Source organism: Paenibacillus sp. USHLN196, assembly GCF_037144955.1.
Taxonomy (GTDB): Bacteria; Bacillota; Bacilli; order Paenibacillales; family Paenibacillaceae; genus Paenibacillus; species Paenibacillus xylanexedens_C.
Genome location: NZ_JBBCYH010000001.1, coordinates 711536 through 724781, shown reverse-complemented (window position 1 = coordinate 724781; position 13246 = coordinate 711536). Strand labels below are relative to the sequence as shown.

At 44.2% G+C, this 13246-nt stretch carries 11 protein-coding genes; all 11 read left to right on the top strand.

Annotated elements, in window-relative coordinates; all coding sequences use genetic code 11:
* Window positions 1-66 precede the first annotated feature (66 nt).
* The 11 genes from WFI24_RS03115 to WFI24_RS03065 all read left to right on the top strand — a co-directional run bounded on the left by WFI24_RS03115 (window position 67) and on the right by WFI24_RS03065 (window position 13177).
* A complete protein-coding gene (locus tag WFI24_RS03115; RefSeq protein WP_336758675.1) occupies window positions 67-1545 on the top strand; it encodes a serine/threonine protein kinase in 1479 nt (492 codons plus the stop codon).
* A 26-nt stretch (window positions 1546-1571) separates the two neighbouring features.
* Window positions 1572-2591 (top strand): SAF domain-containing protein, encoded by a 1020-nt coding sequence (locus WFI24_RS03110; protein ID WP_336758673.1) that lies wholly within the window; start codon window positions 1572-1574, stop codon window positions 2589-2591.
* Window positions 2592-2666: 75 nt separating this feature from the next.
* The gene (locus tag WFI24_RS03105) at window positions 2667-3380 is read left to right on the top strand and encodes a hypothetical protein (protein ID WP_336758671.1); all 714 of its coding nucleotides are present in this window, start codon (window positions 2667-2669) and stop codon (window positions 3378-3380) included.
* Entirely contained in the window at window positions 3377-4207 is an 831-nt protein-coding gene (locus WFI24_RS03100; RefSeq protein WP_336758669.1) for a hypothetical protein, read from the top strand. The genes WFI24_RS03105 and WFI24_RS03100 overlap by 4 nt, the downstream gene beginning before the upstream one ends.
* 7 nt (window positions 4208-4214) lie before the next feature.
* On the top strand, window positions 4215-6041 hold the full coding sequence (locus tag WFI24_RS03095) for an ATPase, T2SS/T4P/T4SS family (protein WP_336758667.1): 1827 nt from the start codon (window positions 4215-4217) through the stop codon (window positions 6039-6041).
* A complete protein-coding gene (locus WFI24_RS03090; RefSeq protein ID WP_442956192.1) occupies window positions 6031-8097 on the top strand; it encodes a hypothetical protein in 2067 nt (688 codons plus the stop codon). The genes WFI24_RS03095 and WFI24_RS03090 overlap by 11 nt, the downstream gene beginning before the upstream one ends.
* Before the next feature lie 61 nt (window positions 8098-8158).
* The gene (locus tag WFI24_RS03085) at window positions 8159-8644 is read left to right on the top strand and encodes a hypothetical protein (RefSeq protein WP_062834890.1); all 486 of its coding nucleotides are present in this window, start codon (window positions 8159-8161) and stop codon (window positions 8642-8644) included.
* A 16-nt stretch (window positions 8645-8660) separates the two neighbouring features.
* Window positions 8661-9059, top strand: coding sequence for a hypothetical protein (locus WFI24_RS03080; RefSeq protein ID WP_336758663.1), 399 nt, complete (start codon window positions 8661-8663; stop codon window positions 9057-9059).
* Window positions 9056-9610 carry a hypothetical protein gene (locus WFI24_RS03075; protein WP_336758662.1) on the top strand — a complete coding sequence of 185 codons (555 nt, stop codon included), beginning with the start codon at window positions 9056-9058 and terminating at the stop codon, window positions 9608-9610. The genes WFI24_RS03080 and WFI24_RS03075 overlap by 4 nt, the downstream gene beginning before the upstream one ends.
* A gap of 696 nt (window positions 9611-10306) precedes the next feature.
* Entirely contained in the window at window positions 10307-12112 is a 1806-nt protein-coding gene (gene ltrA / locus WFI24_RS03070) for a group II intron reverse transcriptase/maturase (RefSeq protein WP_285080847.1), read from the top strand.
* A gap of 21 nt (window positions 12113-12133) precedes the next feature.
* On the top strand, window positions 12134-13177 hold the full coding sequence (locus tag WFI24_RS03065) for a hypothetical protein (protein WP_336758660.1): 1044 nt from the start codon (window positions 12134-12136) through the stop codon (window positions 13175-13177).
* Window positions 13178-13246: the final 69 nt, after the last annotated feature.

The window sequence follows — 13246 nt, the reverse complement described above, 5'->3', positions numbered from 1 at the left end:
ATATCCGGTCTGTTCTTCTTCGGTGAAGCTTTCCCTTTTTTGTTGTGTATTGAAGGAGGAATTGATATGAGACATCCGGCCAGGCTGGAACGCGGAAGCCTGCTGGGAGGTAGATATCGTATCGTATCCATTCTGGGTACAGGCGGAATGAGCCATGTATACGAGGCGGAGGATCTGAAGTTGCCAGGCAAGATTTGGGCCATTAAAGAAAGCGTAACAGCTATGCCATATGAAGGCAGTATGGAGACGGAGGCGGCGCTGTTGACATCTCTTCGCCATCCAAGATTGCCGCAAATCGTTGATTTTTTTGTCCCGGATGAAGATGGGTACACGTACTTGGTGATGGAATACATCGAAGGATTAACGCTCAGTGAGTATTTCAAGCAGTGTCGTGGGAAGATCCCGATGGAGCAGTTGACGGAGCTGGTGCTTCAATTGCTAGATGTGTTGAGTTATCTGCATAATCTGAATCCACCTGTGATCTATAGGGATCTGAAACCATCAAACATCATGATCACGCCGGAACATGAAGTAAGATTAATTGATTTTGGCATCGCCAGAAGCTACAAAGCGCAAAATGCAGAAGATACGGTCAAGTTGGGAACCGCTGGTTTCGCCGCACCTGAACAATATGGTTCAGGCCAGACCGATGCCCGTTCAGATCTATATGGACTCGGAGCATTGCTCCTGTATCTTATGACAAGTGGTGCGTATACGGAATGGATTCAGGGTGTGGAAAGCTCTATCCGGAGTGATGTTCCGCGGACATACATCCCTGTGGTGAGAAGACTGTTAAGGTATAATGCCGAAGAGCGTTTCCAATCTGCCGATGAGGTAAGAAAGGAACTGCTCCGAATACCCGGGGGAACAACGCCCGGTGGAGATGCAACAATGACCTTGAATGGGGGAACCAGAGTTATTGCCCTGACTGGTGCTTCATCTGGTGTAGGGGTTACCCACACCGCTATAGCTATTAGTCATTATCTCGAAAGGCAAAATTTCAAAGTAGCTGTGATTGAAATGTCACCTCGTTCTCAATCCTTTGCAAGAATCCAACAAATCGCTCAAGCGGGTAAACCGGTGCCTGTAGGCAGACAGTTTGCTGTGGATGGTGTGCATTATTGGAAACAATCCGGACGAGCGGATATTTTGTCTTTGCTTGGGGGGAGCTACCAGTTCATCGTGATGGACCTCGGTAGTGGTCAGGACCAGAATAGGTTGGAAGAATTCCTGCGTGCAGATCTGCCGATTGTTATAGGCTCAGGTGCTGAATGGAGACAGGCGGAGATTGGCGCTTTTGTTCGATCCCATCATCGGTATCCACGAGATAAATGGATATATTGTCTGCCCCTAGCAGCAAGTGAAGCTGTTCAGCGTATTCGAAAAGAACTGGACACAACAAGTGTATACGGTTTGCCATTACACATTGATCCTTTTGACAAGGACGCACAGATGGATAAAGTGTTTTCTCATATTTTAACGCATATGATGGCACAACAGCCCAAGAAACGTTCGTTCTTTTCACGAAGGAAAGTACATGATTAGAGGAGATTACGAAAGGAGAGCCTCTGTTGTCTAAATTAAGAAAACAAAGCCGTCAACTGATCTATGCCGGGCTTATCGGAGCAGGAACTATAGGGTTGGTGTTCGGAGGATATGTTATTTATAATGTCAAAACGATGGGTGATGTCAGGTCAGCCGTAGAAGCCCGTTATTTATCAGCATATGAAGAAAAGGAAGCTGAATTAAAGCAGCAATGGAATTCGGGAGCACAAGGCTGGGTTACGATTCGGGATATTGAAGCAGGTGAACCGATATTACCGGAGGATATGAAGCTCATTGCTGTTCCGGATGCACAGGCGCCTCGAAATCTCTGGTCCAGTACCAAGCAAATGGAAGGCCAGGTGGCCAAAATAGAATTAAAAAAAGGAACAGCCATTACCACCGAAATGGTGTATGAGGATACGCCGGCTCCGCCCGATTTAAGAAATCGAGAGCTGCAGGTTGTCCTACTGCCGTCTTCACTCGTTAAAGGAGATATTATTGATGTGCGCATCCAGTTCCCCACAGGACAAGATTATGTTCTCTTATCGAAGAAGAAAGTGGAACAACTAAACGCAGCTACCTTATGGATTACGATGACGGAGGAAGAGATTCTGTCACTCTCAAGTGCAATAGTAGATGCCTATTTACATAAAGCTTCAATCTATGCCTTAACCTATGTAGAACCACAATTTCAGACACCTGCAATCGCGACGTATCCTGCCAATTCAGAAGTGTTAAAACTGCTGGAGAGTGATCCGAATATTGTTCGACGGGCCGAGCAGGAGTTATCCAGACAGGTTCGAAGTTCGCTTGAAAGTTCGCTGGCTGCCTCCATGACAGCACCATCAAAAGGGGTAGAACAGGATGTGGCACAATCCTCAGTTACCTATAATAGTCGTCCATCATCAAATAATCCGGCAACGTCGGATGGAGTGATGTGGAATGATGGTTCAGGAAACGGAGCAGGAGCTAATTCTGGAAGCGTGAATGATCCTGCTGAAGCTTTACAAACAGAACAGCAGAGCTTGCTAACGGGTGGAGAATAGAGTGAAATCCGAGGTTTACTTTAGAATGATTCAGATAACAAGGAGTTTTAGAAAAAGAAAGGAGTTGTAACATCTATGCATACATGGATCTTTGCGGGTTTATGTGAGAAGAATGATCTGATGCTGTATCTTTGCAAGATATTGGCTTCGACAGGCAACAAGGTCTTGCTTGTAGATGGAACCTTACAACAGAAATACGGGCACGGTGTATGGGACAGTCAGCAGTCTTTGCGAATTACGGAATTTGAAGGATTTGATATCGCTTGTCATTTTGGCACTTCATCAGCAGTAGAGAATCATCTTGAAGTAAATGGTGAGCGATTGGATAGTTATGACTATGTGTTATATGACATGGAGACCTCCCACTTTGCTTCGCGCAATCTCTGGCTGACAGCCGATGTAAGAGTCTGGGTGAGTGATTATGAGCGTTACAATCTGGAACGTGGCAAAGGCTGGTTGAAAGGGTTGCTTGAAGAACAGTCATTACCTGTTGAGTTGTCATTCCAGCGGATTTTGATCAATGGGGTAGACTGCAAGCTTGAAGCTCGTTATCTGTGGGCATATCTGGAAGGTAGCCCGTTTGGTTGGACAGGAGAATCTTTAGTGCTTCCGTGGGATGAGTTAACAGCGGCGGTTAAGCTTGAGAATGAGCATCATCGCAGAGTCCTTCTTGGTCCTCTATCCCGAAATTACAAAAAATCGTTATGTCGCGTGGTCGAGCAGTTAACAGGTTGGGAAAGTGTTCGCAGTCGTCGGGCGATGAAAGAAGCAGAGAGGATGAGAGCATGAGTACCATTACCTTTTGGAGCCCTTTTGCAGGATCAGGGTGCACCTCAAGCACATTAATTAGTGCCTATGCAATGGCACTTCACTATAGGACAAGGGTGTTGCTTGTTAATGCTGGACTTGTGGGAACTGGCACAGAAGCTGCTCTGCCATCCAATGAGATGGATTCCGCAGATTCCATGTTTTCCTTCGAAGAGGGCGGTTGGGATGCGATTGAACGGCTGCATTCGAGCGGAAGTCTGAACAAGCACAATCTGAGGGATTATACCAAGCCACTTCTGAAGGAAAGGCTTGATTTCCTGACTGGAAAAATGAATGAGATGGAATGTTCTCTGCAGGAACATGGTGAGACTGTGAAAAAGTTATTGAACGTAGCTAACGAATACTATGATCTGGTTCTTCTGGATGCGGATCAATCCGGTGTGGATTCGCAGCTCATGCTGCAACAGGCGGACTATGTTGTAATAAACCTTGATCAAAATATGCGAAATTTGGAATTGTTCTTTGAAGAGATCATGCCAGAACGAATGAACAATCCGAATAAACATGTTGTAATTAACAAATACGATCCGCATTCACGTGCAACCATTTCCAATATTCGACGCCGATTCAAATACAAGGGGACGATATCTGCTATACCGTATACAACCGGCTATCTGGATGCAATGAATCGGCGAGATGTTGCTAAGTACTTGCAATTGGAGAGTTTGAGTGAAAATAAGGATACTCGCAAAGGGAGCTTTGCTGCAAGCATGAGCGAACTCGCTCGCCTGATTATGGACGGCGCAGGTATGCGCACGGTTCTGAAGAGGCTGGAAAGGGGAGCCTGAACCTCCGATGATCTGGAATACCCTATGGATAAGTTTAATTTTGATTCTATGCCTAACATACATCTGGTTTAAGTATAGAACGTTTCTTCGTGAAAAGAATGCTCGTGTTCCTGAACACGAATCATTCACGATTGACATGTTGATTGAGAAGGTGAAGAACTCACTTCATGAGCTTAGTCATAGTCAGCTCGCGGATGCAGGTCTGCACGAAGAAGAATATCGTCGAAGAATCAATCAACGTGCCGAGATGAGAAAAGCCCTGAAAGGCTGTGTCTCAGGCAGTATCAGTGACAAAACATATGTCAAAAACCTGATAGGAGATCTGTTGGTCCGAAGCATAGGTCTGAACAAATCGAATGTAGATGAAGTTATTTTGTTCGCTGAACCTGATTTGTTGACGATCCAGGACCGATTCGAAATTGTGTTCTATCTGTACCGACAGCAATTCGGTGTGGATGCGCTTTCCCGAATGATTGATACTTACGATCTTGGCAGGCTGAGAATGGAGGAAGGTTCGGAGGATGGAGGGAGTTATTATATTTCTGAAGAGGACATTCAGTATGTGTTCGAGTGCGAATATCGAGAGCTTGGATTCAGAGAAAAGACAGATATCATCGTGCAACGTATCTACCAGCACTATAAAGGCTTCTCGGTTGTTGATGAGATAAGGGACCAACGTATTGACGGCGTTAGCGGTGGTGTCAGCGGTATGCTGGACACTGTTCATAATATGGGACTTCAAAAACCGGCATCATGGAATGATTTGTTAGATCAAGGGCTCGAGGATAATCCACATGAAGAACCGCTGAGTGGGATGGAAAGTGTCTGGATTTTCTATAAAGGTAAGTCCATCCATCTGTCCTTCCTCTCATTTGGAAGTATTAGGGAACTGAAGAGGGTCTGCCAGAACATATACAAATACAATTATCCGGGACAGTTGTCGGAAGCAAGTGGATACAAAGTGAACGAGATGAAAGACGGCTCCCGTGTCGTAGTGGTTCGTCCTCCTTTTGCAGAATCATGGGCATTCTTCGTCAGAAAGTTCGATATTCCGAATGCTTCACTTGAACAGTTGATTACGGGTAACAACGCAGATCTGCCAATTACATTGCTTCAATATCTGATGAAAGGAAGCCGGATTACAGCTGTAACCGGGGCACAGGGGTCTGGTAAAACAACGTTGCTTATGGCTATGGTCAAACACATCTATGCATCGTATACCCTTCGGGTGCAGGAGATGGCGTTCGAACTTCAATTAAGACGGATCTACAGCCGACGTAATATTTTGAGTTTCCGAGAGACCGAACATATTTCAGGTCAACAAGGGCTTGATTTGCAGAAAAAAACGGATGGTACCGTAAATATTCTTGGTGAGGTTGCGAGTGATGAAGTGGCTGCATGGATGATTCAAATGTCCCAGGTTGCCAGTCTGTTCACCTTGTTTACCCACCATGCCAAAACTTTTCGGGATCTGGTCTTCTCCCTCCGTAATTCCTTGCTCAAGACAGGCATGTTCCAACATGAACATATTGCTGAGGAGCAGGTTGTAAGTGTCATTAATTTCGATGTTCATATGAAGAAAGATGCTGAGGGACGAAGATATATTGAACGTATTACGGAGTGTCTTCCTCGTGCGAATCAAGGTGACAGTGTGGAAGAGAGGGCAGGTTTTGCGTTTCGTAATGTTGTGGAGTACAGAGATGGATCGTATGTCGCGATAGCTCCAATCTCTTCGGGAAGCATAATCGACATGCGAGAACAGATGACATTGCAGGATGCCGAGAAGTTTGAACAATTTATGGAGCAACATTGGGGTGATCAGCATGACCATTAAATGGACTCTGCTCCTCGTATTAAGTATTTGTGCAGGAGGGTTGCTGATCACGCTCTTGGTTTTAAGCTTGCTGCGTCGCAGAGGAGGTGGCTCAACAAGTCAGTCCGGCCTTATTCTTACGCCCAGCGGGAAGGGACTCAAAGGACTGGGATCACTCTTGTTGCAGTCTTACCGCCTTGGAATGAAAGTCCCACTGCTATCATCCTATATTCTACAAGTGCAGAAGCATATTTCATTCCGTCACGTGGGGGATGAGCCGTCACTTCGAAGAATGACGATGACAGTGGTTCTGATTATCCTGGGAGGCTATGGAGGCATAAGTGTCATTCTGTTTCTACTGCAGCCGGGTATCGCTTTTGTAATATTGTCCGTCCTCTGTGCTGTGGTGCTAAACAGTCTAGTGCTGGATATGTGCCTCAGTCGAATGGAGAAGAGGTTGCTGATGCAGATGTTGGATCTGTTTGCAGATGTAAGGCATAGGTATCATCAGCATGGCATGGTTGAGGAAGCGCTCTATGAAGCTGCTGAAGCAGGTACAGGAGAAGCGTCTGAACAGGTCAGACTGATCTACGAAGCTCTAACTTCTCCAGATCCGAATGAAGCACTTGAGCGTTATTATGAAGTAGCTCCCAACCGTTTTCTCAAAGGATTCGCAGGCATTTCCTATATGGTCATGGAGTTCGGAGATAAGGACAGGGCACAAGGTTCTATCTATCTTAAAGGACTGGGTAACCTGACTCAGGAGATTCATTTGGAGATTTTGCGGCGTGATAAATTAGATTATTTACTCAAAGGGCTTAACATCATCGCACTCGCCCCTGTATTGTTCACCGCTCCAATCGAACGTTGGGCCAGAGTCAGTTTCCCAACGATGGATGAATTTTATCGCAGCAAAATCGGTTTTGTCACCAAAATATCGATCTATGTCATCATCATTCTTGCCTATTTGCTTCTGCAAAGGCTCCAGCAATACGATGAGACCCGTTACCGTTCAGGGAATAAGCATTCATGGTTGGACCAGCTTCTGTACAAGCAAACTTTCATACGGAAATTGGCAATGTTGTTTGCAGCGAAACCTGGCAGTACACAGTACAGCCAAACGATACGCCTGATGAGGGAGAGTAGTTCGGAGTTAAAATACGAATGGCTCGCCATTCGTCGAGTGATGTTATTCGCAGGTTGTTTGGTCCTTACGATGGGTTGCATCTTGCTGTTGCACCAGGTTGAACGTAATCACATCTTGTATGATCCGATAAGGGATGACCGCATGTTCGGCGCAATGGCTGAGGCGGATATCAGGAAGGCTGAGGAAAAAACAGCGTTGGATCAATCCGTGCTGGAAAGTGTAGAAATGAACCGCGGGGCTACATACGAAGACATCTCCAAAGCGTTACAGCAGTTATCTCCCGTTCAGTTGGATCACGATACACAGACTGAGACGATCGCGCGCATTATGCAGAAACTTGAGGTGTATAACAAGCAATATGTACGCTGGTGGGAAATGATTATAGCCATTCTCATGGGTATAGCAGGGTACTACATGCCCGTATGGCTCATGTTATTTCAGCGGAAAATGCGGAGTATGGATATGCGACATGAAATCTATCAATTCCAGACAGTGATTTCCATTTTGCGTGAGATGGACCGAATGTCAGTCGAGGAGATATTGGAATGGCTTAATCGATTTGCCGTCATTTTCAAGCGTCCGCTGCAAAAATGTTTGTTGCATTTTGAACATGGGCCAGAGCATGCACTTGAACAATTAAAAGAAGAGGCAGGCTTGCCCGAGTTCCAGCGACTGGTTGATAAATTGCAGCTTGCCCTTGGCAAAATCTCAATACGTGAAGCCTTCGATGATCTTGAGAGCATGATGGCCTTCTATTTTGAACAGCGCAAGCAGGAGTACAGCAAAATGATTGATGTAAAAGCATCATGGGGGAGAACCATCGGATTTACACCTATGTATGCCCTTATCTTCTTGTATCTGGTCATTCCATTGGTGGGTATGAGCTTCTTGCAAATGAACATTTATTATGAACAAATTCAGAAACTGTAGCACAGTCCCTCTGTGTGAAGTCTGAAATAGTTTAATAATTTATAACTTAGGAGGATTTAACATGAACAATGCATCAAGCGCTTTAAAGGTGGCGGCAGGGATATTTTTGACGATCGCTTTGATCACAATTGTAGTTTTGTTGTTTATTTCGGCTCAGGAGGCAACCAAGACGGCCCAGAATAATTTTGCTGATATTCAAACCGAGTTATCCCAGGCGGCTTTTACGGTATATGATGGAACAACCATCAGTGGATCACAGGTAACCAATGCGCTACGTAAATACGCGGACAAGGATCAGTTCGGTATCCAAGTCATTACGGGTAAAAATAAAGCGGGTCAATGGTACGGCAACCAACTGAACATTTCACAGGATCTCAATAATGCGGACTATGGCTCGGTTATTGCACCTGACGATAAAGTAGGAATTATTAACCAGACCATGAGTGAAAAAGACAATCAGTATGTCAATCCAAGTGGTAAATTCAAAGCGATTATCGTGAAAGACCGATCTAATGTGGTAAGAGGGCTGATCTTCCAGCAATCCTGACAGGAGTTGGTTTAACATGTCCCAGAATACCCAACATCTCATGTTGTTTTGTACGGCGGTTGTCCTGTTTGTGACAGCCTGCCTGTACGGGCAACAGAATGTTACGATTTTATCAGCGGCTTTGAATGACAGAGTACAGACAACAACAGGTATGGAAGGTCGGCTGATAACAACATTGTATACCACTAATCCGAATCAGTATAAGGGTGCGGAAGTGTTGCATACCGTGAGGCAGATGACAGGCACAGGCATTCCTGTGGAGGTAGATGGGACTTCGTATGTGATCGATCCGCTTGTCAACAAAGCAGCGACTATTCCTGTCCAGCTCGATGCTACCTACAGACCTGAGTTTATACGAAGTGAAACTGGAGAACTGCTCAAAATTGTTTTTTGGAAGGAGGCGAGTATGAATTGATTAATGCCGCATCCAAGCTGCTTGCCGTGTTACTCGCAGTCCTTCTGCTCTATGTGTATCCGGCTGCTGAAACTGCTGATCGGCAGGATGATATGGCACGTATGACGGCTGTTCAGAATGTAACACGTTTTGTTGATGCTGTCCGAACGAAAGGGTACATTTCACCTCGGATGTTGTCTGAGTTTGAGGAGCAATTGGCCCAGACGGGCAATGTGTATGAGGTGTCGATGGAACACTTGCATAAAAAATATGTACCTCATTATACAGACCCGATGGACAATAACAGTTTTACCGGGACATACGAGGTTGTACAGGATGGATATTATTCATCTCAGATTCGGGAAAGGCTATTCCCGTCCTCAGGTGTGATACCGGTTGATGACCCTGGCCGAAGATATATGGTGACGACAGGAGATTTTTTCACCGTGACACTCCAAAATACAAATCGTACACCTTCCATGCTCATTCGTGAATGGTTGAGTGGTACAGCTCAGGCTTCAGCTGTATTTGTAACATACGGAGGTATGGTCCTCAATGAAGATTACGTGTGACTTGTTCCGCTATAACCGAACAATTCGGGAAAAGCGGGGACTTAACTAAATAAGTCCAACTTTGCGACCGAGAATTGGAAAGAGGGAACCATGTATCCTGAAACAATTCCGTTAATCTCCTGCGTGCGTGACACGGACAGCGTGTCGGGTATGAAGCACAGGTGAAGTCGGCAGAAGGGAAGCTGGAGCCACTCTATTGAGAAGGTATGCTAACTGATATGCCGGATGGCTGAAAAGCGGACTATGGTGAGAATGGTTGTAAAAAACCTGACGAACCTCCGAATGTACGGGTCTAAATTCATAACATATGGAAACATATGTACTGACAGAAGTCAGGGTGGATAGCGTAGAGTACGATTGTAGTCTAGGAAACACGCTATATCGAACAATGGCGATATCAAGTCCACAGGCTCAAAGGAGGCACCTAAGGTCTAGCAAGCATAGCTAGGTCACAAGGTACAAGGAAAGCAAGGAACGTCGATTTACAGGACTGTCATCCTAGACGTCTACTATAAGGCAGAAATTTGCTGAAATGTACTAATCCTTGTGAGAGTAGAGGCACGACCAATGAAGTGGCTGTAATGGCTACGGAGGAACAGCCTCAAGTCTTTTTAGATAATAAACAATTTTTCCGAAAAGTGAATTGCACCGATCAGGTAGGAACGTGGGGAATCACCGTAAGGAGGTGAAGCCACAGTGCAAACTCTTCGATACTGGGACTACTACGACATGACGAGTACTTTTACTGATTTACACGAAAAAGCACTAGGAAGAAAAAAGTTCGATAATTTATACGGGCTAATAAACTCACATCAGAACATCCTCCTAGCTTTTCGAACAATTAAATCAAACAAAGGCTCACTTACACCAGGAACAGATGGCAAAACCATAGAGAATATAAAGACACTAACAGAAGAAGAGATTGTGAGCCACGTAAGAAACAAGCTTTTGAATTATCAACCCAAAAAGGTTAGGCGAGTCCTTATACCAAAACCTAATGGAAAGAAAAGACCGTTAGGCATTCCATGCATAGTTGACAGAATCATTCAGCAATGTTTTAAACAAATTATTGAACCAATTGCGGAAGCTTACTTCTATAAACATAGTTACGGGTTTAGACCGGTAAGATCAACACACAACGCTCTAGCGAGAGTACAACATCTTATAAACACAACCAATCTCCATTATGTCGTTGATGTTGATATTCAAGGATTCTTCGATAATGTGAACCACACATTGCTTTTGAAACAACTATGGAATATGGGTATTAGGGATAAAAGAGTACTTCGAATCATCAGCAAAATGCTTAAAGCTGAAATTGAAGATGAAGGGATACCGTTGAAAGGCACACCACAAGGTGGAATCTTATCTCCTCTCCTGTCAAATGTAGTATTAAATGACTTGGATCAGTGGGTTGCAGGACAATGGACAAACTTCGAAACTCAATACGCCTATGCAGGAGACTATCACAGGATCAGAGCACTCAAGAAAACCAATCTTAAAGAAGGATATATTGTGCGATACGCCGATGATTTTAAAATTCTTTGTCGGGATTGGAAATCAGCTCAGAAGTGGTATCACGCTGTAAGACTCTATCTTAGAGACCGCCTTAAACTAGACATCTCACCCGAAAAATCACAGATTGTAAACCTCAGGAAACGTAAATCTGATTTCCTGGGATTCACAATATGGGCTGAGAAAAAAGGAAAAAGAAGAGTCGCCTATACGGGTATAAATGAAAAGAAGAGAGCAGAAATCAAGAAGCAAGCAAGAGAGCGCATTAAGAATCTGCACAAAGCACCAATTACTCAAAACGCTCTTCTCTTCAATAGCTTTGTACTTGGTTTACACAATTACTTTTCACGTGCAACACATGTTAGTGTAGAGTTCTCACGACTTGCCTTTGATCTGAAAGCATTCACATACAATCGTCTCAAAGTTATTGGTAAATACCAATATCCTGATAATGCCCCGCCAACCTTCAAGAAGTTCTACAGGAACAGATATAGAACCTTTAAGGTCGCAGGTGTATATCTCTTTCCGTTCAGAGATGTAAAAACGGTTAACAACCTATGCTTTCAGCAGACGTTAAATCCGTATACATCAGAAGGAAGAAAGAGACTTCATAGGGATTTAAAGACGGATATTAGATATGAACTAATTAAACTAATGCAGTCAAACATACCAAACCGTAGCATTGAATACCTGGATAACAGACTGAGTAGATATAGTATGCAGGGTGGCAAATGCGAGATATCTGGCATTTTACTAACTGCTGATTACGTGCATTGCCATCATCTTTTGCCAATCCATTTAGGTGGGACAGACGATTTTAGCAATCTACGTATTCTACACAAAGATATCCATAAACTTGTTCATGCTACAAAATCAGAGACGATTGTCAAACTCATGTCGCCGTTTGGATTTTCAGACTCTACGATTCAGAAAATCAACCTGTACCGAAAAATGAGTAACTTGGAACCTATTGTAATAAAAATCTAAAAAGATGGAGCGCCGTGTGCGATGAAAGTCGCACGCACGGTGTGGAGAAGGGGAAAAGGCGGTGATTATATCAAATCCTTACCTATTTCTATTGAGCTATCCATTGTATTTGTGCTGATCTTCTTCCCGCTCTTCTGGATCATCTCACTCTATACCCAAGATGCCGAAGAGGCTCAATATCTTGGTCAACGATACAGATCTGCACTTCAAACCGCAGTCATGGATGCAGGTGCAGTGATGCATCAGAATGAGAAACAAAATGATGAAGCAGGTTATGATTCAACCAAGTTTGTTAAAGCGGACAAAGAGCTTGCCTTGTTAACATTTACTCAGACGATGGCTTTGAATATGGGGATTCAGGATGATCCCGCAGCTATTCGAAGTATGTTTAATTACATTCCGGCCTTGGTTATCCTAGATTACGACGGCTATTATATGTTTTCCACAGAAATAGAGATGACAGGTAACCGCGAAGATTCTTTTCGGCAAGTATGGAGTCCCAAGAAACCTTATACATATTCAGATTCAAACGGTAGCAGTATTAACTTCACACTGGACGACTACGTATATGCCTACGATGCAAGTGCAGGAAAATGGATAGAGGGATTTCAAAAAGAACTGGCTTCTAGCACTCAGATTCCTTTGCTTCAGGATGCCGATGTATTTGAGCAGGTTAGACGAACCAGAATTGTAACCACTGTGCAGGATGATCTGGCTAATGTGATTAACCGTCATAATGAGTTTGCCAGAAAGAATGGTATTTCCTATACGTTTACGATGCCCCTGATTTCACAGGAGGATTGGTATAACTCCATTAATGATACAGGGATCATGGCTTTTATCCAGGGAATAGCCGTGGGGGATCAGAAGATCAACAATTATGCGATTGGTGGAGGCAGACTCGTGAAGAAAACGGCCATCGTAGGTGGGGTAGATCCTTCAACGGGTATCAAGTACTATTACCCCTCCACATGTGGTAATGGTTACCGTGCCGAAGAAGTGTTCACAGATGCAAAACAAGCAGCTGCACAAGGCTATTTTGAGTATAACTGCTCAAATCGTTAGAAGAGCCTGCATGACAAAATCATGGAAGTGGTTCCTGAACTGTTTACATTACTTTCAGAAAAGAAGGGA